This window comes from Streptomyces sp. NPDC012637 (assembly GCF_042954805.1).
Taxonomy (GTDB): Bacteria; Actinomycetota; Actinomycetes; order Streptomycetales; family Streptomycetaceae; genus Streptomyces.
The window spans coordinates 104,810-129,348 of record NZ_JBIBDS010000010.1 but is presented as its reverse complement, the minus strand read 5'-3'; the positions used below and the strand labels follow the sequence as shown (position 1 = coordinate 129,348).

General features: G+C 71.2%; 24 protein-coding genes and 1 tRNA gene. 12 read left to right on the top strand and 13 right to left on the bottom strand.

Annotated features, from left to right (window positions below; translation table 11 throughout):
* Window positions 1-84 precede the first annotated feature (84 nt).
* The 6 genes from ACFY8W_RS33600 to ACFY8W_RS33575 all read left to right on the top strand — a co-directional run bounded on the left by ACFY8W_RS33600 (window position 85) and on the right by ACFY8W_RS33575 (window position 7,164).
* Window positions 85-1,908, top strand: coding sequence for a PQQ-binding-like beta-propeller repeat protein (locus ACFY8W_RS33600; protein ID WP_391113682.1), 1,824 nt, complete (start codon window positions 85-87; stop codon window positions 1,906-1,908).
* Window positions 1,909-2,106: 198 nt separating this feature from the next.
* Window positions 2,107-2,781, top strand: a complete 675-nt coding sequence (locus ACFY8W_RS33595; RefSeq protein WP_391113679.1) for a LuxR C-terminal-related transcriptional regulator — start codon at window positions 2,107-2,109, stop codon at window positions 2,779-2,781.
* A 264-nt stretch (window positions 2,782-3,045) separates the two neighbouring features.
* Window positions 3,046-4,086, top strand: a complete 1,041-nt coding sequence (gene galT / locus ACFY8W_RS33590; protein WP_391113676.1) for a galactose-1-phosphate uridylyltransferase — start codon at window positions 3,046-3,048, stop codon at window positions 4,084-4,086.
* The gene (gene galE, locus ACFY8W_RS33585; RefSeq protein ID WP_391113673.1) at window positions 4,083-5,045 is read left to right on the top strand and encodes a UDP-glucose 4-epimerase GalE; all 963 of its coding nucleotides are present in this window, start codon (window positions 4,083-4,085) and stop codon (window positions 5,043-5,045) included. Before galT ends, galE begins: the two co-directional genes overlap by 4 nt.
* 3 nt (window positions 5,046-5,048) lie before the next feature.
* Window positions 5,049-6,203: a galactokinase gene (gene galK / locus ACFY8W_RS33580; RefSeq protein ID WP_391113670.1), complete on the top strand. Its 1,155-nt coding sequence runs from the start codon at window positions 5,049-5,051 to the stop codon at window positions 6,201-6,203.
* A gap of 223 nt (window positions 6,204-6,426) precedes the next feature.
* Window positions 6,427-7,164: a LuxR C-terminal-related transcriptional regulator gene (locus ACFY8W_RS33575; RefSeq protein ID WP_391114209.1), complete on the top strand. Its 738-nt coding sequence runs from the start codon at window positions 6,427-6,429 to the stop codon at window positions 7,162-7,164.
* Here the strand turns inward: ACFY8W_RS33575 and ACFY8W_RS33570 are convergent.
* Window positions 7,123-7,620: a MarR family winged helix-turn-helix transcriptional regulator gene (locus ACFY8W_RS33570; protein WP_384423424.1), complete on the bottom strand. Its 498-nt coding sequence runs from the start codon at window positions 7,618-7,620 to the stop codon at window positions 7,123-7,125. The genes ACFY8W_RS33575 and ACFY8W_RS33570 overlap by 42 nt on opposite strands.
* A 163-nt stretch (window positions 7,621-7,783) precedes the next feature.
* On the opposite strand from ACFY8W_RS33570, the gene ACFY8W_RS33565 reads away from it, so the two are divergent.
* Genes ACFY8W_RS33565 through ACFY8W_RS33555 form a run of 3 tightly spaced genes read left to right on the top strand, consistent with a single transcriptional unit; the run spans window position 7,784 to window position 9,573 of the window.
* Window positions 7,784-8,617 carry a trans-aconitate 2-methyltransferase gene (locus ACFY8W_RS33565; RefSeq protein WP_391113668.1) on the top strand — a complete coding sequence of 278 codons (834 nt, stop codon included), beginning with the start codon at window positions 7,784-7,786 and terminating at the stop codon, window positions 8,615-8,617.
* Window positions 8,617-8,979: a VOC family protein gene (locus ACFY8W_RS33560; protein WP_391113665.1), complete on the top strand. Its 363-nt coding sequence runs from the start codon at window positions 8,617-8,619 to the stop codon at window positions 8,977-8,979. The genes ACFY8W_RS33565 and ACFY8W_RS33560 overlap by 1 nt, the downstream gene beginning before the upstream one ends.
* Before the next feature lie 57 nt (window positions 8,980-9,036).
* Window positions 9,037-9,573: a hypothetical protein gene (locus ACFY8W_RS33555; RefSeq protein WP_391113663.1), complete on the top strand. Its 537-nt coding sequence runs from the start codon at window positions 9,037-9,039 to the stop codon at window positions 9,571-9,573.
* Window positions 9,574-9,608: 35 nt separating this feature from the next.
* Here ACFY8W_RS33555 and ACFY8W_RS33550 read toward each other — a convergent pair whose 3' ends face one another.
* On the bottom strand, window positions 9,609-10,289 hold the full coding sequence (locus ACFY8W_RS33550; protein WP_384423528.1) for a TetR/AcrR family transcriptional regulator: 681 nt from the start codon (window positions 10,287-10,289) through the stop codon (window positions 9,609-9,611).
* The gene (locus ACFY8W_RS33545; RefSeq protein ID WP_391113660.1) at window positions 10,286-11,278 is read right to left on the bottom strand and encodes a fatty acid desaturase; all 993 of its coding nucleotides are present in this window, start codon (window positions 11,276-11,278) and stop codon (window positions 10,286-10,288) included. Before ACFY8W_RS33545 ends, ACFY8W_RS33550 begins: the two co-directional genes overlap by 4 nt.
* A gap of 227 nt (window positions 11,279-11,505) precedes the next feature.
* Here ACFY8W_RS33545 and ppc point away from each other — a divergent pair, with 227 nt between their 5' ends.
* The gene (gene ppc, locus ACFY8W_RS33540; RefSeq protein ID WP_391113657.1) at window positions 11,506-14,235 is read left to right on the top strand and encodes a phosphoenolpyruvate carboxylase; all 2,730 of its coding nucleotides are present in this window, start codon (window positions 11,506-11,508) and stop codon (window positions 14,233-14,235) included.
* A 74-nt stretch (window positions 14,236-14,309) separates the two neighbouring features.
* Here the strand turns inward: ppc and ACFY8W_RS33535 are convergent, their stop codons facing one another.
* The 8 genes from ACFY8W_RS33535 to ACFY8W_RS33500 all read right to left on the bottom strand — a co-directional run bounded on the left by ACFY8W_RS33535 (window position 14,310) and on the right by ACFY8W_RS33500 (window position 20,556).
* Window positions 14,310-15,038, bottom strand: coding sequence for an LPXTG cell wall anchor domain-containing protein (locus ACFY8W_RS33535; RefSeq protein WP_391113654.1), 729 nt, complete (start codon window positions 15,036-15,038; stop codon window positions 14,310-14,312).
* 134 nt (window positions 15,039-15,172) lie between these two features.
* On the bottom strand, window positions 15,173-15,616 hold the full coding sequence (locus ACFY8W_RS33530) for a hypothetical protein (protein ID WP_391113651.1): 444 nt from the start codon (window positions 15,614-15,616) through the stop codon (window positions 15,173-15,175).
* A gap of 33 nt (window positions 15,617-15,649) precedes the next feature.
* A complete protein-coding gene (pth, locus tag ACFY8W_RS33525; protein ID WP_391113648.1) occupies window positions 15,650-16,246 on the bottom strand; it encodes an aminoacyl-tRNA hydrolase in 597 nt (198 codons plus the stop codon).
* Between the two features lie 150 nt (window positions 16,247-16,396).
* Window positions 16,397-16,996, bottom strand: a complete 600-nt coding sequence (locus ACFY8W_RS33520) for a 50S ribosomal protein L25/general stress protein Ctc (protein ID WP_391113645.1) — start codon at window positions 16,994-16,996, stop codon at window positions 16,397-16,399.
* A gap of 272 nt (window positions 16,997-17,268) precedes the next feature.
* On the bottom strand, window positions 17,269-18,243 hold the full coding sequence (locus tag ACFY8W_RS33515) for a ribose-phosphate diphosphokinase (RefSeq protein WP_365345360.1): 975 nt from the start codon (window positions 18,241-18,243) through the stop codon (window positions 17,269-17,271).
* A gap of 120 nt (window positions 18,244-18,363) precedes the next feature.
* Window positions 18,364-19,812 (bottom strand): bifunctional UDP-N-acetylglucosamine diphosphorylase/glucosamine-1-phosphate N-acetyltransferase GlmU, encoded by a 1,449-nt coding sequence (gene glmU, locus ACFY8W_RS33510; RefSeq protein WP_391113640.1) that lies wholly within the window; start codon window positions 19,810-19,812, stop codon window positions 18,364-18,366.
* A 108-nt stretch (window positions 19,813-19,920) separates the two neighbouring features.
* Window positions 19,921-19,995: transfer RNA gene (locus tag ACFY8W_RS33505), tRNA-Gln, on the bottom strand.
* Between the two features lie 69 nt (window positions 19,996-20,064).
* Window positions 20,065-20,556: a hypothetical protein gene (locus ACFY8W_RS33500; protein ID WP_391113638.1), complete on the bottom strand. Its 492-nt coding sequence runs from the start codon at window positions 20,554-20,556 to the stop codon at window positions 20,065-20,067.
* A 153-nt stretch (window positions 20,557-20,709) separates the two neighbouring features.
* On the opposite strand from ACFY8W_RS33500, the gene ACFY8W_RS33495 reads away from it, so the two are divergent.
* Entirely contained in the window at window positions 20,710-22,083 is a 1,374-nt protein-coding gene (locus ACFY8W_RS33495; protein WP_391113635.1) for a histidine kinase, read from the top strand.
* 135 nt (window positions 22,084-22,218) lie between these two features.
* Here the strand turns inward: ACFY8W_RS33495 and ACFY8W_RS33490 are convergent, their stop codons facing one another.
* Entirely contained in the window at window positions 22,219-22,719 is a 501-nt protein-coding gene (locus ACFY8W_RS33490; protein WP_391113632.1) for an SUKH-3 domain-containing protein, read from the bottom strand.
* 9 nt (window positions 22,720-22,728) lie between these two features.
* Complete coding sequence (locus ACFY8W_RS33485; protein ID WP_391113630.1) at window positions 22,729-23,250, bottom strand: YwqJ-related putative deaminase; 522 nt, start codon at window positions 23,248-23,250, stop codon at window positions 22,729-22,731.
* Window positions 23,251-23,534: 284 nt separating this feature from the next.
* Between ACFY8W_RS33485 and ACFY8W_RS33480 the strand changes: the two genes are divergently transcribed.
* Window positions 23,535-24,539, top strand: a complete 1,005-nt coding sequence (locus ACFY8W_RS33480; RefSeq protein WP_391113627.1) for an HNH endonuclease — start codon at window positions 23,535-23,537, stop codon at window positions 24,537-24,539.

Sequence of the window (24,539 nt, the reverse complement as noted above, 5' to 3'; positions counted from 1 at the left end):
CGTGACGGCCCGCGCCGACAGGGCGCGGGCCGTCACGGCCCGTCCGTCCCGCCCGCTTTCCGACCCGACCGAGGTATCCACGTCATGACGCAGCCGCCGCCCCCGCCGAACCAGCCCCCCGGGCCTCCCCCGGGTGGGTTCGGTGCGCCGCAGGACCCTCCGCCCGGGGGCTTCGGCGCGCCGACGCCGCCGCCCGCACAGCCGCCGGCCGAGCAGCCGTACGGCTACCCGCAGCAGCCGCCCGCGCCGCCCCAGCAGCCGCCCGCGCAGCCGCCGTACGGGTATCCCCAGCAGCAGCCGCCCACGCAGCCGCAGGAGTACGGCTACCCGCAGCAGCAGTACCAGCAGCCGCCCCAGCAGCCGTACGGCTATCCGACGCAGCCGCAGTACCAGCAGGTCCAGCAGGCGCCCCAGGCGGCGCCCGGCGGCGGCAGGAAGCTGTCGGCGCAGATGCAGATCGTCATCGCGGCGGTCGTGGCCGTCGTGCTGATCATCGGCGGCGGCATCTGGTACGCGAACGCCGGCGGTGACGACACGACCGACGCCGCCGGCGGCAGCTCCGGCGCCGCGAGCGCCGGACAGGACGGCGGCAAGGGCATGGGCGGCAGCGGCGGGGGCGGCAAGGAGAAGGTCCCGGCGAACCCGAAGTCCGCCGCGTCCTTCAAGCTCGACCTGCCGAACGTCCCGGACATCACCGACGTCACCGGTTCCTGGATCACCGACAAGGCGTACGTGAAGACGGGCGTCAACTCGGTCGTCGGCTACGACCTGGACAAGGGCACGGTCCTGTGGACCCTGCCGCTGACCGGTCAGGTCTGCGGCGCCTCGCGCCACATGACGGCCGACTACAAGGTGCCGGTGCTCTTCGAGGCCACCAAGCGCGTCGCGCCGCGCTACATCCAGCCGTGCACCGAGGTGGGTCTGCTCGACCTGGCCACCGGCAAGCTGGTGTGGTCCACCTCGATCTCCGGCGGCACCGCCGGCGACAAGAAGGTGACGTTCAGCGAGGTCACCATGCACGGCCAGACCGTGGCGGCCGGCGGTCTCGACGGCGGCGCCGCCTTCGACCTGGCCAACGGCAACCCCCGCTGGAAGCCGCAGGCCGACGCCGCGCAGTGCAAGGACCTCGGCTACGGCGGCGGCGAGGGCGGCCTGGTCGCCGTGCGCAAGTGCGGGACGTCCGACGACCCGACGGTGACCATCCAGAACCTCAACCCGACGACGGGCGCGCCGATCTCGCAGTTCAAGATGCCGCCGGGCGTCGAGTGGGCGGGCGTCGTCTCCGCCAAGCCGCTGGTGGTCGCGGCCGACGTCGGCGACACCGCCGGCGACGGAAGCAACATCTCGGACTTCTTCTCCATCGACGAGAAGACCGGCAAGCTGAAGGCGAAGATCACGGCGGACGCGGACCGCTACGCGGCCCGCTGCCGCTCGGCCGCGGTCGAGTCCTGCACCCAGGTCGTCGTCGGCAACAACCGGCTCTACGTGCCGACCGAGGAGCACGAGGGCAGCACCGGCGAGTACGGCGACGAGACCAACGAGATCGTCGCCTTCGACCTGGACAACGGCCAGCTGGCGCCGAACAAGTCCGACGCGGGCGACCGTTACACCCTGATCCCGCTGCGCATGGACGGCGGCAACGTCATCGCGTACAAGTGGCCGCCCTACGACAAGGGCGGGCAGATCGTCTCCATCGACGGCGGCACCATGCAGCCCACGCTGCTCATGGAGAACCCGGCGGACAAGGCGAGCCGCGACGCCGAGACGAGCTTCAGCTCGATCGGCGCCGAGTACCGCTACGCGAACGGCCGGTTCTTCGTCTCGCAGAGGCTCGTCAGCAAGACGAAGAAGGAGACCTCCTCCTATCTGAAGTCGTACCTGGCCATGGGCTTCAAGGCCGGCGGCTGACCGGCCGCCGACCGGCGACAGCGCCGTGACCGTGGGGTCCCTCCGTCCCGGAGGGGCCCCACGGCCGTCTCCGGGCCGGTGAGTTCCCGCGGGTGTCCCGGCGATTGGGGCAAAGCGGGGCGGGGGAGTGTGCGGGGAGTGTGTAGCTTGCCGGGAGGGTGGCCGGGGGAAGGCCGGCCCGGGGATGGGGGAGGAACGATGGGCGTACGGCTCATGGTGGTCGACGACCACCGACTGCACGCGGAGGCGCTGGCCTCGGCGCTGAAGCTGCGCGGGCACCGGGTGCTCGCCGCGGCGGCGCCCGTGGCCGGGGCCGCCGAGCTGGTGGTGAGCCGCGCGCCGGAGGTCTGCCTGCTCGGCACGGCGGCGCCGGCGGAGCCGGGCACCTTCGACCCGGTGGTGCGGATCAAGCGCGAGCGGCCGCAGGTGGCGGTGGTCGTGCTCGGCCCGGTGCCCTCGCCGCGCGGGATCGCCGCGGCCTTCGCGGCCGGGGCCTCGGGCTACGTCCGGCACGACGAGCGGATCGAGGGCGTGGAGCGGGCGCTGGTGAAGGCGCGCGCGGGCGAGTCGGCGGTGGCGCCGCAGCTGATCCAGGGAGCGTTCGCGGAGCTCCTGAACCCGGCGGCGCAGCCGGACGACGAGGGCCAGCGGCTGCTGCGGCTGCTCACCCCGCGCGAGGCGGAGGTCCTGGTCCGGGTGGCGGAGGGCGAGGACACCCGGCTGATCGCGGCGGGCATGGCGATCGCGCCGAGCACGGCGCGCACGCACGTGCAGCGGGTGCTGATGAAGCTGGGCGTCGGCTCGCGCCTCGAAGCGGCGGCGCTGGCGGCGCGGACGGGGCTGCTCGACCGGGTGCCGCTGCAGCGCTCGTAGCCGGGCGGGCCACCGCGGGCGTCCTGCGGGGTTCCGCGGGGTCCTGCGGGTGCGGGGTCCTGCCGGAGTCCTGCGGGCTCATGAGCCGCCGAGACCTGCTGCGGACGCCTGCGAACTCCCGCCGACTCCCGCCGACTCCCGCCAACTCCTGCGAGTGAAACCACGCGTGGTCACGTGGGGGTGGGTGTTGACCTGCGATGTTTGATTGTGGTTTTTTATGAGTGGTTCTGTTCGATGGAAGCCCCCGTCCCGAGAAGGCCCCTCGTGAAGAAGACCGTCACCCGCCTCGCCGACGGGCGTGAGCTCCTCTACTTCGACGCGCACGGCGAGACCGTCCGCGACGCCGTCGACCGCCGGACGCTCGACCCCGTGGTGTCCGCCTCGGAGATCCGGCACGACCCGCTGCTCGACGAGAACGTCGCCATCGCCTCGCACCGGCAGGGACGGATCTACCACCCGCCGGCCGACACCTGCCCGCTGTGCCCCTCCACGGACGGCTGGCAGAGCGAGATCCCGGCCGAGGACTACGAGGTCGCCGTCTTCGAGAACCGCTTCCCGTCCCTGTCCGGCGACAACGGGCGCTGCGAGGTCGTCTGCTTCACCTCGGACCACGACGCCTCCTTCGCCGACCTGAGCGAGGAGCGGGCCGCCCTCGTCCTCGCCGCCTGGACCGACCGCACCGCCGAACTCTCCGCCCGCGCCGGCGTCCGGCAGGTGTACTGCTTCGAGAACCGCGGCGCCGAGATCGGCGTCACCCTCGCCCACCCGCACGGGCAGATCTACGCCTTCCCCACCGCCACCCCGCGCACCGCGACCATGCTGCGCAACGCCCTCGCCCACCGCGCCCGCACCGGCCGCAACCTCTTCGAGGACGTCCTGGAGCGCGAGCGGGCCGCGGAGCGGGTGGTCCTGGCGGGCGAGCACTGGACCGCCTTCGTGCCGTACGCCGCCCGCTGGCCGTACGAGGTGCACCTCCACCCGCACCGGCGGGTGCCCGACCTCACCGCCCTCGACGAGGACGCCCGCGCCGAGTTCCCCCGGCTCTACCTGGAGCTCCTGCGGCGCTTCGACCGGATCTTCGGCCCCGGCCAGCCGCCGACGCCCTACATCGCCGCCTGGCACCAGGCGCCGGTCACGGGTCCAGGCCGGGACGAGTTCGCGCTGCACCTGGAGCTTTTCACCGTCCGCCGGGCCTCTGGCAAGCTGAAGTACCTCGCGGGCACCGAATCCGGCATGGGCGCGTTCATGAACGACGTCTCGCCGGAGTCCGCGGCCGACAGACTCCGAGAGGTGGCAAGCAGTTGAGTAAGTACCTGGTGACGGGCGGAGCCGGCTATGTGGGCAGCACGGTCGCCGCCCACCTGTTGGAGGCGGGGCACGAGGTCACCGTGCTCGACGACCTCTCCACCGGCTTCCGCGAGGGCGTGCCCGCCGGGGCGACGTTCGTCCAGGGCCGCATCCAGGACGCCGCGCGGTGGCTCGACGCCTCGTACGACGGCGTGCTGCACTTCGCCGCCTTCTCACAGGTCGGCGAGTCCGTCGCCAAGCCCGAGAAGTACTGGGACAACAACGTCGGCGGCACCATGGCGCTCATCGCCGCCATGCGCGAGGCCGGCGTGCGCAAGCTCGTCTTCTCGTCGACCGCCGCCACGTACGGCGAGCCGGAGACCGTGCCGATCACCGAGTCCGCGCCGACCGCGCCGACCAACCCGTACGGCGCGACCAAGCTCGCCGTCGACCACATGATCACCGGCGAGTGCGCCGCGCACGGCATGGCCGCGGTCTCGCTGCGCTACTTCAACGTGGCCGGCGCCTACAAGGAGTGCGGCGAGCGGCACGACCCCGAGTCGCACCTCATCCCGCTGGTCCTCCAGGTGGCGCTCGGCAAGCGCGAGGCCATCAACGTGTACGGCGACGACTACCCGACGCCCGACGGCACCTGCGTCCGCGACTACATCCACGTCGCCGACCTCGCCGAGGCCCATCTGCTGGCCCTCGACGCGATGACGCCCGGCGAACACCTGATCTGCAACCTCGGCAACGGCAACGGCTTCTCCGTGCGGGAGGTCGTCGAGACCGTCCGCAAGGTCACCGGCCACCCGGTGCCCGAGGTCATGGCCGAGCGCCGCGCCGGGGACCCGGCCGTGCTCGTCGCCTCCGCCGAGGCCGCGCGCGAGCGGCTCGGCTGGACCCCGTCCCGCCCGGATCTGGCGGCCATCGTCGAGGACGCGTGGGCGTTCGCGCGGAAGAAGGAGCAGGGATAACGGATGAGCGGTGTCGCGGCGGAGTTCGGTGAGCTGTACGGGGCCGGCCCTGACGGGGTCTGGGCGGCGCCCGGACGGGTCAACCTGATCGGTGAGTACACCGATTTCAACGAGGGCTTCGTGCTGCCGTTGGCTCTGCCGCACACGGCCGTGGCCGCCGTGTCCCGACGGGACGACGGCGTGCTGCGGCTGCACTCCGGGGACGTCGACGGCGGGATCGTCCGGCTCGACGTCGCCGGCCTCGAGCCCGGCGGGGGCGGTCCGGGCGGCGGCTGGGCCGCGTACCCGGCGGGTGTCGTCTGGGCGCTGCGGGAGGCCGGGCACCCGGTGGGCGGCGCGGACGTGCACCTGGCGTCGACGGTGCCCACGGGCGCCGGGCTCTCCTCCTCGGCGGCCCTGGAGGTCGTCACGGCGCTCGCGCTGAGCGAGCTGTACGGGCTCGGGCTCTCCGGGCCCGAGATCGCCCGGATCGCGCAGCGCGCCGAGAACGCGTTCGTCGGCGTGCCGTGCGGGATCATGGACCAGATGGCCTCGGCGTGCGCCGCCGAGGGGCACGCGCTGTTCCTGGACACGCGCGACCTGTCGTACCGGCAGGTGCCGTTCGACCTCGCGGCCGTGGGGCTGCGGCTGCTCGTCGTCGACACACGGGTCAAGCACGCGCTCGGGGACGGCGCGTACGCGGAGCGGCGCGCCGGGTGCGAGGCAGGTGCGCGGGCGCTCGGCGTGCGCGCGCTGCGCGACGTGGACGTCGAGCAACTGCCCGACGCCCTCGGGCGTTTGACCGACGAAACGGTTCGTCGTTACGTCCGGCACGTCGTCTCCGACAACGACCGGGTGGCGCGGACGATCGCCCTCCTGGACGCCGGCGATCCGCGTGCGGTGGGACCGCTGCTCGTCGAGGGGCACGCGTCGCTGCGGGACGATCTGCGGGTGTCCTGCCCCGAACTGGACCTCGCGGTCGAGGCGGCCGTGGAGGCGGGGGCGCTCGGGGCGCGGATGACGGGCGGCGGTTTCGGCGGGTCGGCCGTGGTGCTGGTGGAGGACTCCTCCGCCGAGGACGTGGCCAAGGCCGTGCGGGGCGCCTTCGAGCGGGCCGGCTACGCCGAGCCCGGTCTCTTCGCCGCCGTGCCGTCCGCGGGCGCGCGCCGCGTGGGCTGACCGCGGGCCGCGCCTGCGGGTGGACTTCCGCGATTTCGCCGCGTGACGCCGGGGGCGCCCCTACTCTGGTGCGCAGTGCCGGTGGGGGCCGGTGCTGATCAGGGGTATCGAGACCCGCCGGGTACGGCGCCCGGGGCGGGGGTAACTGTCATGGCACGGCGGCGGCCGTGCGAGTGACGGAACCCGCCCCCGGCGTCGTACCCGCGCCGGGCTCCTCGACCGACTGGGGGTGTCCGTGGCCCGTATCCGGGTTCTGGTGGTGGACGACCACCGTGTCTTCGCCGAGTCGCTCGCGGCCGCTTTGGCGGCGGAGCCCGACGTCGACGTCGCAGCCGCCGGCAGCGGTCCCGCCGCCCTGCGCTGCCTGGACCGCGCCGCGGCGGAGGGGCGGCGGTTCGACGTGATGCTCGTGGACGCCGACCTGGCGGGTGCCGACGGGGTCGAGCTGGTGGGACAGGTGCGGGAGGGACGGCCGGGCCTGCGCAGTGTCGTGCTGGCGGAGCGGGACGACGCCCACCGGGCGGCGCTCGCGCTGCAGGCGGGCGCGTGGGGCTGGGTGGCCAAGGACAGCTCGCTGCAGCGGCTGCTGGCGGTGGTGCGGGGCGTGCTGCGGGACGAGACGCATCTGCCGCCCGCGTTGCTGACCGGGGTGCTGCGGGAGCTGACGGAGGCCCGGCGGCACCGCACGGAGAGCGAGCGGCTCGTGGAGTCGCTGACGCCGAGGGAGCGCGAGGTGCTGCGCTGCATGGTGGCCGGCCTCGGCCGGAAGGCGGTCGCCGAGCGGCTCTTCCTGTCGCCGCACACCGTGCGGACGCACATGCAGAACGTGCTGGGGAAGCTGGGCGTGCACTCGACGCTCGCGGCGGTGGCGCTGGCCCGGCGCGCGGGTGTCGGGCCGGCGGAGGACCCGGATCCCGTCCTAGCCGGGGATGTTGTCGAACGGGGCGGTCAACTGGCGTAGCAGACCGGCCAGTTCACCGCGCTCGGTGCGGGAGAGGCGGGCCAGGATCGCACGCTCCTGGGCGAGCAGTCCGGCCAGTGCCTGGTCGGCGCGGTCGCGGCCTTCGGGGGTGAGGCGGACCAGGACGCCGCGCCGGTCGCTGGGGTCGGGGAGCCGCTCGACGAGGCCCTTCTTGGCGAGCCGGTCGATGCGGTTGGTCATGGTGCCCGAGGTGACCAGGGTCTGGGTGAGGAGCTGGCCGGGGGAGAGCTGGTAGGGCGCACCGGCCCGGCGCAAGGAGGTCAGGACGTCGAACTCCCACGGCTCGAGCTGGTGCTCGGAGAAGGCGAGCCGACGAGCGCGGTCGAGGTGACGGGCCAGGCGTGAGACACGGCTGAGCACCTCGAGCGGTTCCACGTCGAGGTCCGGGCGTTCGCGACGCCATGCAGCGACCAGTCGGTCGACCTCGTCCTCCATGACGATCAGTGTAGAGGGTCTGTTGACATAAAGTCTCTTGAGTTCATGACTCTTGATGCCAAGTTTCTTGACATCAAGATATAGTCTTCTTGACTATGGGGAAGAGACCGGGCCGGAACACCGTTCCGTTTCGGCAACTCGTTCCAGCAAGGGGGCTTCGAACATGCATTCCGTGGACTCCGCCGCACCCACGTGGGACCCACAGCAGTACCTGCGCCACTCGGGTCACCGGACCCGGCCGTTCCTCGATCTGCTCGCACGAATACCGCAACTCCCGAACCACCGCCGCCCCGCCCGCATCGCCGACATCGGCTGCGGCCCGGGCAACGTCACCGCCCTGCTCGCCGACCGCTGGCCGGACGCCCACATCACCGGCTTCGACCTCAGCCCGGAGATGCTGGAGCGGGCCGACAAGGACTGGGCGGGCACCACGGCGGGCGGCGGCTGGCTCGACTTCCGGCCGGCCGACGCGGCCCACTGGACGCCCGACGAGCCGTACGACCTGATCGTCTCCAACGCCGCCCTGCAGTGGGTGCCCAACCACCCCGAGTCCTTCGCCGTCTGGGTCGACGGCCTGCGGCCCGGCGGCACCCTCGCCTTCCAGGTCCCCGGCAACTTCACCTCACCGAGCCACGCCCTGCTCGGCGAGCTGTGCGAGGCCCCGGAGTGGCGCGACCGGGTGGGGGACCAGGGCCGGCGCTTCGTGCACATCCTGGAGCCGGTCGACTACCTGCAGCGGCTGACGGACCTCGGTTGCGAGACGGACGTCTGGGAGACCACGTACATCCAGATGCTCCCGGGCGAGGACCCCGTCCTCGACTGGGTGAAGGGCACCGCCCTCAGGCCCGTGCTGACCGCGCTCCAGGACGACCACGCGGCCACCGAGGCCTTCCTCTCCCAGTACCGCGACCTCCTCCGCGCCGCCTACCCACCGGGCCCCCACGGCACGGCCTTCCCGTTCCGCCGGATCTTCGCCGTCGCGAGGAAGGGAGCCTGATGTTAGTCGCCGTCGATCACGTACAGCTGGCCGCGCCGGCCGGGAGCGAGCCACGACTGCGGGCGTTCTACGAGGGTGTGCTCGGGATGACCGAGATCCCGAAGCCGCCGGTGCTCGCCGCGCGCGGTGGCTGCTGGTTCGCGGCGGGCGGTGTGCAGCTTCACCTGGGAGTGGAGGCCGATTTCAGGCCCGCGCGGAAAGCGCATCCGGGCCTCAGAGTGAGGGGTATCCGCGACTACGCGGCCCGCCTGGAGAAACGCGGGGCGCCGGTCGTCTGGGACGACAACCTCCCAGGCCACCGCCGCTTCTACACCCAGGACCCGGTCGGCAACCGACTGGAGTTCCTGGAGCCCCTGGAGTGATGCGGTGCCCCTGCCGCTCGGCGTGCGGCCGACCCACCACGGCCGCACGCTTGCTCCATGAACGACCGCAAGAGGCCGACGGGCCCGCCGCCAGGACCGCAGTCGGGTCCGCCCGACCGGGAATCGGCGGGAGGTCGGCGACGGCTGGCGACCCACGCGCTCGCGGCCGTCGCCGGCATCGGCGTCGGGGTCCTGCTCGGGATGGTCCTCGCTGACGACAACGGCTCCGGCGGCATCGTGGGCCCCACGGTCACCGTCACCGCCCAGGGGCCGACCGACGCGGGCGGCACCACCGGGGCACGGGACGCCGACGCGGCGTCACCCGCCACCAGTACGTCCCCGCTCCGGGGGGCGATCCCGGGCGACGGCACCTTCTTCGTCGGCGCGGAAGTGAAACCGGGGACGTACCGGAGCGAAGGGCCCTCGGACCCCGACTCGCCCTACTGCTCCTGGGCGCGGCTCAAGGGCACGACGGGGAATGCGGACGACCTGCTCGCCGCCGACGGCTCGAAGGGGCAGGTCACCGTAACCATCCTCGCCTCGGACAAGGCGTTCAAGACCACCGGCTGCAAGCCCTGGCACAAAGCGGACTGAGGCCCCGGTCGGCAAGCCGGCCCGGGGCCTCGAAATCAGCTCTTCCGGTGCCCTATCAGGCGTGGCTTCTGTTCCAGGCCGTCGAGGCCGTGCCAGGCCAGGTTCACCAGGTGGGCGGCCACCTCCGCCTTCTTCGGCTTGCGGACGTCCAGCCACCACTGGCCAGTCAGGGCGACGCTGCCCACCAGGGCCTGGGCGTACAGCGGGGCCAGCTTCGGGTCGAAGCCGCGGGCCTTGAACTCCAGGCCCAGGATGTCCTCCACCTGCGTGGCGATGTCGCTGATGAGGGAGGCGAAGGTGCCCGTCGACTGGGCGACCGGGGAATCGCGGACGAGGATGCGGAAGCCGTCCGTGTAGCGCTCGATGTAGTCGAGGAGCGCGAACGCCGCCTGCTCCAGGAGCTCACGCGGGTGGCCCGCGGTCAGGGCGCCCGTCACCATGTCCAGGAGCTGGCGCATCTCCCGGTCCACCACGACCGCGTACAGGCCCTCCTTGCCGCCGAAGTGCTCGTACACCACCGGCTTGGACACCCCGGCCTTCGCCGCGATCTCCTCCACCGACGTGCCCTCGAAGCCCTTCTCCGCGAACAGCGTGCGACCGATGTCGAGGAGCTGCTCACGGCGCTCCGCGCCCGTCATCCTCACCCGGCGCCCGCGCCGGGGCTTCTGCTCGCTCGTGCTGCTGGTACCGCCGTCGATCGCCACGTCTTCCATCATGCCGCGTCTGCGGCCGCACCCTGGCGCCGGGCGTCGATACGCGACTTGGCCGGCCAGCGCACGTCGTACGCCCAGCCCAGCAGCTCGAACCAGCGGATCAGCCGCGCGCTGGAGTCGACCTGCCCCTTGAGGACACCGTGCCGGGCCGAGGTCGGGTCCGCGTGGTGCAGGTTGTGCCAGGACTCGCCGCACGACAGCACCGCCAGCCACCACACGTTGCCCGAGCGGTCACGCGACCTGAACGGACGCTTGCCCACCGCGTGGCAGATCGAGTTGATCGACCAGGTCACGTGGTGCAGGAGCGCGACGCGGACCAGGGAGCCCCAGAAGAACGCCGTGAACGCGCCCCACCACGACATCGTCACCAGGCCGCCGACCACCGGCGGGATGGCGAGCGAGACGACCGTCCACAGGACGAACTGGCGGGAGATCGCACGGATCGCCGGATCCTTGATCAGGTCGGGCGCGTACTTCTGCTGCGGCGTCTGTTCCTCGTCGAACATCCAGCCGATGTGCGCCCACCACAGCCCCTTCATCAGCGCCGGGACCGTCTCGCCGAACCGCCACGGCGAGTGCGGGTCGCCCTCGGCGTCCGAGAACTTGTGGTGCTTGCGGTGGTCCGCCACCCACCGCACCAGCGGCCCCTCCACCGCGAGCGAGCCCATGATCGCGAGCCCGATGCGCAGCGGACGCTTCGCCTTGAACGAGCCGTGCGTGAAATAGCGGTGGAAGCCGATCGTGATGCCGTGGCAGCCGATGAAGTACATCGCCGTCATGAGGCCCAGATCGAGCCAGCTCACTCCCCACCCCCAGGCCAGCGGCACCGCCGCGACCAGGGCCAGGAAGGGCACCGTGATGAACAGCAGCAGCGTGATCTGCTCGATCGAACGCTTGTTGTCCCCGCCGAGGGTGGCGGAGGGCAGGGCGTGAACGGTGTCGGCCGCCTCGGGCGCCGAGGACTCCGAGGTCAGCTCGGGGCTTGTGGTCATGGGTGTCCCCTGGGGGGTGAGGGTAGGGAAAGGACGCCCTTGGCTACGCTTCCGTAACCTACGGCGACGTAAGTATGGCAGCGCCTCGGCACGCGGCAAGAGCGCCAAAGCCGGGGCATGCTCCGTGCCGCGGACACCGGCACCTATCCTGGGTGCGTCGGACAGCGCGGTCCGCAAGCCTCCAGTACCCCTCCAGACGTGCTCAAACACTGCAAGGAGCCGCACCTGTGAGCAGTGCCGACCAGACCTCCACCGCCAGCGCCGAGCTGCGCTCCGACATCCGCCGACTGGGCGACCTCCTCGGCGAGACGCTCGTCCGCCAGGAAGGGCCGGAGCTCCTGGAACTCGTCGAGAAGGTCCGCCGCCTCACCCGCGAGGACGGCGAGGCCGCCGCCGAGCTGCTGCGCGGCGTCGAGCTCGAGACCGCCGGCCGGCTGGTGCGCGCGTTCTCGACGTACTTCCACCTCGCCAACGTCACCGAGCAGGTCCACCGCGGCCGCGAGCTGCGCGAGCGCCGCGCCGCCGAGGGCGGCCTGCTCGCCCGCACCGCCGACATGCTCAAGGACGGCGACCCCGCGCACGTACGCGAGACGATCAAGAACCTGAACGTACGGCCCGTCTTCACCGCCCACCCCACCGAGGCGGCCCGGCGCTCCGTCCTGAACAAGCTGCGCCGCATCGGCGCCCTCCTGGAGACCCCGGTCATCGAGGCCGACCGGCGCCGCCACGACCTGCGACTCGCCGAGAACATCGACCTCATCTGGCAGACCGACGAGCTCCGCGTCGTCCGGCCCGAGCCCGCCGACGAGGCCCGCAACGCCATCTACTACCTCGACGAGCTGCACGCCAACGCCGTCGGCGACGTCCTGGAGGACCTCGCCGCCGAGCTCGAACGGGTCGGCTTCGACCTGCCCGCCGGCACCCGCCCGCTCACCTTCGGCACCTGGATCGGCGGCGACCGCGACGGCAACCCCAACGTCACCCCGCAGGTCACCTGGGACGTCCTGATCCTCCAGCACGAGCACGGCATCACCGACGCCCTCGAACTCGTCGACTACCTCCGCGGCCTGCTCTCCAACTCGATCCGCTACGCCGGCGCCACCGACGAGCTCCTGGAGTCCCTCCAGGCCGACCTCGAGCGCCTGCCCGAGATCAGCCCCCGTTACAAGCGGCTCAACGCCGAGGAGCCCTACCGGCTCAAGGTCACCTGCGTCCGCCAGAAGCTCCTCAACACCCGCGAGCGCCTCGCCAAGGGCACCCCGCACCAGGACGGCCGCGACTACCTCGGCACCGCCGAGCTCCTCCGCGACCTCACCCTGATCCAGACCTCGCTGCGCGAGCACCGCGGCGGCCTGTTCGCCGACGGGCGGATGGACCGCACCATCCGCACCCTCGCCGCCTTCGGCCTCCAGCTCGCCACCATGGACGTCCGCGAGCACGCCGACGCCCACCACCACGCCCTCGGCCAGCTCTTCGACCGGCTCGGCGAGGAGTCCTGGCGCTACGCCGACATGCCGCGCGACTACCGGCAGAAGCTGCTCGCCAAGGAGCTCCGCTCCCGCCGCCCGCTCGCCCCGAGCCCGGCCCCGCTGGACGCCGCCGGAGAGAAGACCCTCGGCGTCTTCCAGACGGTCAAGCGGGCCCTGCAGGTCTTCGGCCCCGAGGTCATCGAGTCGTACATCATCTCGATGTGCCAGGGCGCCGACGACGTCTTCGCCGCCACCGTCCTCGCCCGCGAGGCCGGCCTCCTCGACCTCCACGCCGGCTGGGCCAAGATCGGCATCGTGCCGCTCCTGGAGACCACCGACGAGCTGCGCGCCGCCGACGTCATCCTCAACGACATGCTCGCCGACCCCTCCTACCGGCGCCTCGTCTCCCTGCGCGGCGACGTCCAGGAGGTCATGCTCGGCTACTCCGACTCCTCGAAGTTCGGCGGCATCACCACCTCCCAGTGGGAGATCCACCGCGCCCAGCGCCGGCTGCGCGACGTCGCCCACCGCTACGGCGTCCGGCTGCGGCTCTTCCACGGCCGCGGCGGCACCGTCGGCCGCGGCGGCGGCCCCTCGCACGACGCGATCCTCGCCCAGCCGTGGGGCACCCTCGAGGGCGAGATCAAGGTGACCGAGCAGGGCGAGGTCATCTCCGACAAGTACCTCATCCCGTCCCTGGCCCGGGAGAACCTCGAACTGACCGTCGCGGCCACCCTGCAGGCCTCCGCCCTGCACACCGCGCCCCGCCAGTCCGACGACGCCCTGGCCCGCTGGGACGCGGCCATGGACACCGTCTCCGACGCCGCCCACTCCGCGTACCGGCGGCTCGTCGAGGACCCCGACCTGCCCGCCTACTTCTTCGCCTCGACCCCGGTCGACCAGCTCGCCGACCTCCACCTCGGCTCGCGGCCCTCCCGCCGCCCCGACTCGGGCGCGGGCCTCGACGGACTGCGGGCCATCCCGTGGGTGTTCGGCTGGACCCAGTCCCGGCAGATCGTCCCCGGCTGGTTCGGCGTCGGCTCCGGCCTCAAGGCCCTCCGCGAGGCCGGACTCGACGCCGTGCTCGGCGAGATGTACGAGCGCTGGCACTTCTTCCGCAACTTCCTCTCCAACGTCGAGATGACGCTGGCCAAGACGGACCTGCGGATCGCCCGGCACTACGTCGACACCCTGGTCCCGGACGAGCTCAAGCACGTCTTCGAGACCATCGAGGCCGAGCACGCGCTCACGGTCGCCGAAGTCCTGAAGATCACGGGCGGCGAGCAGCTGCTCGACTCCAACCCCGTGCTCCAGCAGACCTTCGCCATCCGCGACGCCTACCTGGACCCGATCTCCTACCTCCAGGTCGCCCTGCTCGCCCGCCAGCGCTCCGCCGCCGAACGCGGCGAGGACCCCGACCCGCTGCTCTCCCGCGCACTGCTGCTCACGGTGAACGGCGTGGCGGCGGGCCTGCGCAACACCGGCTGACGGCCTCGCACGAACGAGAGTGCCCCCGCCGGAGCCAGGCTCCGACGGGGGCACCGTCGTGTTCATGCGTTATCTCAGTGCTGCTGGGCCTTGCGGCGGCGGGTCACCAGGAACGCACCGGCACCCGCGAGGGCGACGGCGACGGCGGCGAGGATACCGACGGGGGCGCTGGAACCGGTCTCGGCGAGGTTGCCGTCGGAGTCACCGTTGGAGCCGCCGTTGGAGCCACCATTGGCGCCGGGCGTCGTGGCGGAGGCGGACGGCGACTCGGAGGAGCCGGGGGTCTCCGTGCCGCCGGACGGCGACGTGGACGGCGTTCCCGAGGGCGTACCGGAGGGCGTACCGGACGGCGTGCCGGAGGGGGTCGGGGAAGCGGTCTCGCCGGGCTCGCAGTCGGTCTTGAAGACCTTGTGCTTGGCCGCGCCGTTCTCGCCCTCGAAGTTCCAGAACAGCTTGTACTGGCCGTTCGGGAGGGTCATGTCCTCCGTGCGCTCGTGACCGTCGGCGTCGAGGACGATGGTGCCCTCCTTGACCGTCGTGCCCTTGTCCTTCTCGTTGTTGGCCCAGGCCTCGATGTGCCACTGGACCTCCTGGCCCGCGTCGAAGCCGAACGCGTCCAGGTAGAAGGAGCAGACCTTGGGCTCGTTCTTCTTGAGCTCTTCGCCGGTCTTGGAGTCGTGGATCTTCACCGTGCCGTTGTCGCCCTTGGGCTTGCCGGCGGCCGAGGCAACCGGGGCGAGCAGCAGGGACGCCGCGGTGACGGTGCTGACCACCGTGGCGGCGGAAATGAGGGTACGTCGCATAGGGCTGCTGTCCATCTGAGAGAAGAGGGATGCCGTGGGGGATGGCGGGGGCAGCCTATCCGTTGCTGTAAGTCACCTTTAAGCCAACGGACATAACGATTCTGGCGGGAACGCGCCACCGTGTCCGAAAACAATCAGAGTGCGAAGAACGCCCCCAGCAACAACGCCGCACCCGCCCCCGCCACCGACCATCCCGTACGCGCCATCCGCAGCCCGCCACCGACCAGCGGCGCCGCCAACAGCAGTGCCCCGCCCAGCGGGAGCCACGCGTGCAGACCACCGCCCCAGCCCGTACGGACCGCCTCGGCCGTACCCGGCTTCACCACCACCGGCAGCGTCTGGCCCTTCTCCGCCGCCACCGAGTGCTCGATCGTCAGCGTGTGATGCGCCGATCCCGGATCCTCCGACGTGTAACGCCCGCTGCACGTCTCCTCGTTGCAGCCCGTCACCGTCAACGTGCCGTGCTCCCGCCCCTTCGACAGCAACACGTGCTGGGCCGTGTCCCAGGAGGACCACGCGCCCGCGACGAGGAGGAGCAGGACGACGAGAACCATGGCGGCGTTACGGACGTGCGTCATGACCCGCGATCGTACAGTCGTACGCCGGAGTGTCTACGCGTTGTACGCGGACTGCGCCCGCTCCAGGCCCTCCGTCACCAGGCACTCCACCGCATCCGCCGCCCGGTCCACGAAGTAGTCCAGCTCCTTGCGCTCCGCCGACGAGAAGTCCTTCAGGACGAAGTCCGCCACCTGCATCCGGCCCGGCGGCCGGCCGATGCCGAACCGCAGCCGGTGGTAGTCGGCACCCATCGACTTCGTCATCGACTTCAGACCGTTGTGACCGTTGTCGCCACCACCGATCTTCAGCCGCAGCACCCCGTAGTCGATGTCCAGCTCGTCATGGACCGCCACGACGTGCGCCGTCGGCACCTTGTAGAAGTCGCGCAACGCCGTCACCGGGCCGCCCGACAGGTTCATGTACGACATGGGCTTGGCGAGCACCACCCGCCGGTTCGCCGGACCGGGCGGGCCCATCCGGCCCTCGACCACCTGCGCCTGCGCCTTCTGCGCACGCTTGAACTTCCCGCCCATCCGCTCGGCCAGCAGATCCGCCACCATGAAGCCCACGTTGTGCCGGTTCCCGGCGTACTCCGGGCCGGGATTGCCGAGGCCGACGATCAGCCAGGGCGCGTTCGCGTCGTCCGTCATCTGCGTCTCGTCTCCTCGTACCCGTGTACTCGTGGACAGAAGGCCTGCTGGACCAGAAAGCCTGGTGGACAGAAAGCCCGGTGGACAGAAAGAAACGGGGTGACGGGCCCGTGGGCCCGTCACCCCGTCACGTCAGACAGAGCCTACGGCTCAGGCCTCGGCGCCCTCGGCGGCCTCGCCCTCGGCGGCCTCGCCGGCCGGCTCCTCGGCCTGCGCGGCCAGGACCTGCAGGACGACGGCGTCGCCCTCGGTCACCAGGGTGACGCCCTTCGGCAGGGCGATGTCCTGCGCCAGGACGGAGGCACCGGCCTCCAGGCCCTCGACGGAGACCGTCACGGACTCCGGCAGGTGGGTGGCCTCGGCCTCGACCGACAGGGTGTTCAGCACGTGCTCGAGCAGGTTGCCACCGGCGGCCAGGTCGCCCTCGGCGACGACCGGAACCTCGACGGTGACCTTCTCGCCGCGCTTCACGAGAAGCAGGTCGACGTGCTCCAGGAAGCCCTTCAGCGGGTCACGCTGGGCGGCCTTCGGGATGGCCAGCTCGGTGCCCTTGCCCTCGATGGCCAGGGACAGCAGGACGTTCGGCGTACGCAGCGCCATCGTCAGCTCGTGGGCCGGGAGGGTCAGGTGGACCGGGTCCGAGCCGTGGCCGTACAGGACACCGGGGACCTGGGCGTTGCGGCGGATCTTGCGGGCGGCGCCCTTGCCGAACTCGGTGCGGACGGACGCGGCGAGCTTCACCTCGGACATGTGCACTCCTCGTAGATGTGGTGACTGATGCGACTGTCACCCGGCCACGACTGGCGTGGGCCTGCTACGAAGAGCGCGTCGATAACGGACCGCCGGCACCACGTGCGACACACGCACGGGCACGGCCTCCCTCGCCGAGCAACCACGACAGTCTAGCCGCAGGCCACCGGACCGCCCAAATGGATCACGAGTGGATCAGGAGCCCACGGGCAAGGGCCGCCTCCCACGGGGAAGCGGCCCTTACCGGTACAGCCGAACGGCTGAGGGGAAGCTCAGTGCTCCTCGAAGAGGCTCGTCACCGAACCGTCCTCGAACACCTCACGCACCGCGCGCGCGATCGTCGGCGCGATCGACAGCACCGTGATCTTGTCCAGCTCCAGCGCACTCGGATCCGGCAGCGTGTCCGTGAACACGAACTCGCTCACCTTCGAGTTCTTCAGCCGGTCCGCGGCCGGACCGGACAGGATGCCGTGCGTCGCCGTCACGATGACGTCCTCCGCACCGTGCGCGAACAGCGCGTCCGCCGCGGCACAGATCGTGCCCGCCGTGTCGACCATGTCGTCCACCAGGACACACACACGGCCCTTCACGTCACCGACGACCTCGTGCACCGTCACCTGGTTGGCGACGTCCTTGTCACGACGCTTGTGCACGATCGCCAGCGGCGCGTCCAGACGGTCGCACCAGCGGTCCGCCACCCGCACACGACCCGCGTCCGGAGACACGATCGTCAGCTTCGTACGGTCGACCTTCGCACCCACGTAGTCCGCCAGGACCGGCAGCGCCGACAGGTGGTCCACCGGGCCGTCGAAGAAGCCCTGGATCTGGTCCGTGTGCAGGTCCACGGTCAGGATCCGGTCCGCACCCGCCGTCTTCAGCAGATCGGCCACCAGACGGGCCGAGATCGGCTCACGACCACGGTGCTTCTTGTCCTGACGGGCATAGCCGTACGACGGGATGATCACCGTGATGCTCCGGGCCGAAGCCCGCTTCAGAGCATCGATCATGATCAGCTGCTCCATGATCCACTTGTTGATCGGAGCCGTGTGGCTCTGGATCAGGAAGCAGTCCGCGCCACGCGCGGACTCCTGGAAGCGGACATAGATCTCGCCATTGGCGAAGTCGAACGCCTTGGTCGGCACGATGCCGACACCCAGCTGGTGTGCGACCTCCTCGGCCAGCTCGGGGTGGGCGCGGCCGGAGAAGAGCATCAGCTTCTTCTCGCCGGTCGTCTTGATCCCGGTCACAGCACTGTCTCCTCGACGGGTCTCTGGCCGCGATTCCCCGCGCTCCCGTGCGCGTGTGCGAGCCAGCCGAATTTGTGTGCACGTATCACGGTACGCCGAGTTCGGCGTACTCGTTTCCGGTCAGCTTTCGCCTGCGGACTTCTCACTGGCGGCGGAGGCAGCCTGCGCGGCCGCGCTCCCCGGACGCTTACGGGCCACCCAGCCCTCGATATTCCGCTGCTGGCCACGGGCGACGGCCAGCGCACCGGCCGGCACATCCTTGGTGATGACGGACCCGGCAGCGGTGTAGGCACCGTCCCCCACCGTGACGGGAGCCACAAACATGTTGTCCGAACCCGTCTTGCAGTGGGAGCCGATCGTCGTGTGGTGCTTCGCCTCGCCGTCGTAGTTCACGAAGACACTCGCCGCACCGATATTGGTGTACTCGCCGATCGTCGCGTCACCGACATACGACAGATGGGGGACCTTCGTACCCTCACCGATGACGGCGGCCTTCATCTCGACGTACGTACCCGCCTTGGCCTTCGCGCCCAGAACCGTCCCCGGACGCAGATACGCGTACGGACCGACCGACGCACCCTCGCCCACCGCGGCGGAATCGGCCACCGTGTTGTCCACCCGGGCCCCACGGCCCACGGTCGTGTCCTTCAGCCGCGTGTTCGGGCCCACCACCGCGTCCTCCGCGACATGCGTCGCACCCAGCAGCAGCGTGTTCGGCAGCACCGTCGCGTCCGCCTCGAACGTCACCGTCACGTCCACGAACGTCGACGCCGGATCCACCACCGTCACACCCGCCAGCATCGCCCGCTCCAGCAGACGCCGGTTGAGCAGCACACGAGCCTCGGCCAGCTGCACCCGGTTGTTGATCCCCAGGATCTCCCGGTGGTCCACCGCCACCGACGCACCCACCCGGTGCCCCGCCTCGCGCAGGATCGACAGCACGTCGGTGAGGTACTCCTCGCCCTGGCTGTTGTCCGTCCGCACCTTGCCCAGCGCGTCCGCGAGCAGCACACCGTCGAACGCGAAGACGCCGGAATTGATCTCCCTGATCGCCCGCTGCTCGTCCGAAGCGTCCTTGTGCTCCACGATCGCGGTCACCGCACCGGTGGCCCCGTCGCGCACGATCCGCCCGTACCCGGTGGCGTCCGGCACCTCCGCGGTCAGCACCGTCACGGCGTTCCCGTCGGCCGCGTGCGTCGCGGCCAGCGCGCGCAGCGTCTCCCCGGACAGCAGCGGCGTGTCACCGCACACCACGACGACGGTCCCCTCGGGCGCCCGCCCGAGCTCCCCGAGCGCCATCCGCACCGCGTGCCCGGTCCCGTTCTGCTCCTCCTGCACGGCCGTCCGCGTCCCCGCGTAGTGCTCGTCCAGGTGCCCCTTCACCAGCTCCCGCGCGTGCCCCACGACCACGACCAGGTCCTCGGGCTCCAGCTCACGGGCGGCGGCCACGACATGCCCGACGAGCGAGCGCCCGGCGATCTCGTGGAGGACCTTGGGAGTCTTCGACTTCATACGGGTGCCCTCACCCGCTGCGAGGACGACGACGGCTGCCGGGCGGTTGGCGCTCACGGGAATGCCCTTCGGCTTTCGGGTGGTGGACTTCCGAAGGATACCGGGGGGTGTCGGGCGGGGAACGAGTAAGGGTCCCGACCTGGGAGGTCGGGACCCTTCGCCGACTGGCTCCCCTGCCAGGACTCGAACCCGGACATAGGACTCCAAAGGTCCCAGTGCTGCCGATTACACCACAGGGGATAGCTAAGTCGACTAAATCGGACATTGTGCTCTGTTGATCGAGTCGACCGCACCTACTATGCCGCACCATCAGCCTTCGATGCGACGGTAAAGCTCGGCGCCTTGCGAGACGCGGATGACGAGACACCCCCGATAGTCGGGGCCGATGTTCTTCCTGACCGTCTTCGGGTTGTGCTTCTTGATCGTGGTCTTCTGGAAAGTGGCCGGATCGACGCCGGCGAGGTCTGCCCAGTACTGCTTCGCGCCTTCGACGTCAGCCGTCATATGGATCATGACGCGGAACGCCAACCGCTCCGGTTCGACCCTTTCGACCTGGATCTGGTCGTACGTCTTTCCCCTCAGGCGCAGCTCGCGGGCCCGGGCGCGGAGGTCGTCCTTGGCGTTGGGGCGCTTCGTCCAGTCCGGGGGTGGTTCTCCCTTCACGAGCCGGTGGAGGAGGTCGTTGTTGTAGACCTGCAGGCGGTCGCGGATCTGGCGGAGGCTGGGGCCTTCGCGGCGTAAGGCGACGGCCTGGTGGCGGAGGCCTTCGAAATCGGCGTAGCGGCTCGTTTCGGGTGTCATGTGATGAGCCTCGTCCGGAATACGGACGTCCGGGTCGAAAACCCTGTCGATTCACTTGTTCGAGGGACTGGTGTCCACTCGCGTTGACGGGCGGCGCTCCGGGGCGGGCCGGAGTCGGGAAAATCGTTGGCCCTCGCCCGTAGGGTGGAAGGCATGACCACAACGGGGGCGGACCGGGACGCGGCGGGCGTGCAGCCTGTGCGGCGGAGCTGGTGGTGGTGGGGGAGACGGCGCAGCGTCGTGCTGGACGTCTCGCTGGCCGTGGTGTCGGCGCTGGAGTGTGGGCTCGAGGGGATCGGGTTCGCGCAGCAGGTGTCGTTGCCGGTGCCGGTGGGGGTGCTGTTCGGGCTGGTCGTGGGGTCCGTGCTGCTGGTGCGGCGGAAGTGGCCCATCACCGTGGTGCTCGTCTCGATCGCCGTGACGCCGGCCGAGATGGGCTATCTGATGGGGATCGTCGGTCTCTATTCGCTGGCCGCGTCCGAGGTGCCCCGGCGGTTCACGGCCGCGCTGGCCGGTATGTCGACGGTGGCCGTGTACATCGTGACGATGGTCCGGCTGCGCCAGGACGTCGCGCAGGCCGACGTGGACCAGCAGGACTTCGATCCGAGCGGCTGGTACGTGCCGGTCGTGTCGTTGTTCATGACGCTCGGGCTCAACGCGCCGCCGTTGCTGTTCGGCCTCTACATAGGTGCACGGCGTCGGCTCATGGAGTCGTTGCGGGAGCGCGCCGACAGTCTGGAGCAGGAGCTTTCGCTGCTTGCGGACCGGGCGGAGCAGCGGGCGCAGTGGGCGCGGCAGGAGGAGCGGACGCGGATCGCGCGGGAGATGCACGACGTGGTGGCGCACCGGGTGTCGTTGATGGTGGTGCACGCGGCGGCCTTGCAGGCGGTGGCGTTGAAGGATCCGCAGAAGGCGGTGAAGAACGCGGCGCTGGTCGGGGACATGGGGCGGCAGGCGTTGACGGAGCTGCGGGAGATGCTGGGGGTGCTCCGGGAGGAGGCCCCGGCGGCGGCTCCGGCCGGGCCCGCGGCGTTGCCGTTGGCGGCCGTCGGCCGGGCGGCCGCGGCGGCTGCCGAGGCGGCTGCGGAGGACGGGGGCGTCGGTGGTGACGGACCTTGTCTGGACGCTCTTGAGGCGTTGGTGGAGCAGTCGCGTCAGGCGGGCGTGGTCGTGGAGCTGCTGGTGATGGGTGAGGCCCGGCCGTACGGGGCCGAGGTGGAGCAGACGGCGTACCGGGTGGTGCAGGAGGCGTTGACGAACGTCCACAAGCACGCGGCGGGTGCGAAGGTCGTGGTGCGGCTCGCGCATCGTGAGGCGGAGGTCGCGATGCAGGTGGAGAACGGTCCGTCGGACGCGTCGGCCGCCGACGCGGATCTGCCGAGCGGTGGCAACGGTCTGGTCGGCATGCGGGAGCGGGTGACCGCGCTGGGCGGTGTCTTCGTGTCGGGTCCGACGGACGCGGGTGGTTTCCGGGTGAGCGCGGTGCTGCCGGTGCCGGAGGCCGTGGCCGGGGCTGGGGCACTGTAGGGCTCGCCGGTCTCGGCGGGCGCCGGGGCCCCGTGAGCTGTGGGGCCCGTCGCCCGTCTCCTCGTGAGCTGTGGGGCCGCCGTCCGTAGGTCGTGGCAGCGGCCCTCCGAGCTGTTCGAGCTTCCCCGTCCCGTTCTACGGGCCCGCCACCAGGCGGGTCGGCTGGGTGCCCGTGATCAGGGTCGCGAGGGCCGTGTCGATGTCGCGGCCCACGTACCAGTCGCCGGTGTGGTCGATGCTGTACACCCGTCCTTCGACGTCCATCGCGAGGACCGCCCGCTGTCCGCCGTCCTCGCCCTCCTCGCCCAGTGGTGCGAGCTCGGTGTCGAGGGCGCGGCCGAGGTCGGCGAGGGTGCGGGCGAGGTGGAGGCCGGCGAGGGGGTCGAAGCGGACGGTCGCGGGGGCTATCTGCCGGCCGTGGCCGGGTGCGCTGACGCGCAGGCCGCCGAATTCCGCCCAGGCTTCGACGACGGCGGGGAAGACGGTGTGCCGGTGTCCGCCGGCGGAGACGTGGCCGCGCAGGGTGTCGGCCCATTGTTCGGCGAGCTTGATGTCCCAGCGGCCGGGCTGCCAGCCGGCCTCGCGGAGGGCGGCGTCGACGTTGACCGGGAAGCGGGTGCTGTTGAGATCGGGCATGGGTGTCGGTCAGCTGTTCTGGGCGGTGGTCGGGTCGACCGTACGGACTCCGAAGTGCGCCAGCATCGCCGTACAGGAGCGGCAGGGTGCGGCGTAGCTGCCGTGCAGCGGGTCGCCGTCCTCGCGGATGCGGCGCGCCGTGAGCTTGGCGTGTTTGAGGGAGCGGCGGGCTTCGCTGTGGGTGAGCGGTTTGCGTTGGGCGCGCTTGGAGCGGGTGCTTTCGGCGGCGTTGAGGTGCCGGGACAGCAGGATGGCCTCGGGGCAGCGTCCGGTGAACCGTTCGCGCTGCCCGCTGGTGAGGGTGTCGAGGAAGTCCTGGACGAGCGGGTGGAGGGTGGGCGGCAGGTCGCCGCGGGCCGCGGTGCACGTGAGGGTCTCGCCGCGGACGGAGAGGGCCGCGCCGACGGTGGGCAGGATGCCGTCGCGGCGGTGGCGCAGTAAGGGGGCCCGGTGGGTGTCGGCCTCGTTGCCCCAGCTGAGGCGTGGGTCACCCTGCGTGGGCGTCGGTGCTGGTGTGGCGCTTGTGTGCATGGTGCGGTTCTTCCCCTCCTGCAATCCCCCGAGTTGCGTGAACAGCCTGCCAAACGCGCTGCCCGATGGGGAAGCTGGGGCGCGGAAACGTGCTTTCGGTGTGTCGGAACCATGGCGGTGCTGTCATGCCGTCGTGACAGTTGGTCACGATGGAGGGGGTGCGGGTGGCGGGCCCGGGGCGGGTCGGGTCGGGAGTTCCGGGCAGCGCTTAGGCTGTGCGGACCAGCCATAGAAGTAGAAGCAGCCACGCAGTAGCAGGCACAGCCACTCAGGGGGCAACCGCCATGACGACAGGTCGGCTCGGCCAGGACACCGCGCCGCCGCCGAACGCGGCGTACGCCGGGCAGGTCGTGCACTTCCCGGACCCGGTCCGGGCCTCCCGTCATCCGCGAGGGGTGCGGGTGGACGAGCGCGGCTATCCGGACTTCTCTCCGTACGCGCGTGCGGCGGCGGAGATCGCCGATCCGCCGGAGGGTTTCGGGGTCGACGAACTGCGCCTGACGGACTACGTGTCGGCGAACGCGGCGCTCGCGGCGACGGGGCACGAGCTGTGGGACACGATTCCGGCGGTGGCGACGCCGCACGGCTGGACGTGGCACCACGTGGCGCACTCGCGTCGTCTGGAGCTGGTCCCGGTCGAGGTGAAGGCGCTGCTGCGGCATCACGGTGGTGTGGCGACGGCGTCGGGTGTGGACCAGTTCAAGCGCGGGACGCGGCCGCTGCAGGAGACCCGGCCGGTGCACTTCGGGCTGCCGAAGCGCGTGGTGTCGGTGTCGGAGCAGCAGGTGCAGGGCGTGGAGGAGGACCTGGGTTACCGGCTGCCGGGGGCGTACCGCTCGTTCCTGAAGGCGGCGGGTGGCGGTGCTCCGGTGGGTACGGCGCTCGACGCGGAGCTGGGGCTCCTGGTGGACCAGCCGTTCTTCACGCTGCGCGAGGAGGCGGGTGTCAACGACCTCGTGTACGTCAACAAGTGCCTGCGTGACCACCTGACGAAGGATTACCTGGGTGTCGCGTTCGTGCAGGGCGGTCTGCTCGCGCTGAAGGTGCGGGGCGAGGCGGTCGGCTCGGTGTGGTTCTGTCCGTACGACGACGCGCGGGACGCGGGCGAGGTCGCGGCCGGCTGGACGGTGAACGAGCGGGTGGAGCGGCTGCTGCTGCCCTGCGGTGTGGATTTCGACGATTTCTTGCAGCGTCTCGCGGGCAGCCCGCCGGAGCTGGAGACGGTGGCGAACCTGATGGTGGACGGTGGCTTCGCGCGTGCCGTGCCCGTGGTTCCGGTGGGGGAGTGA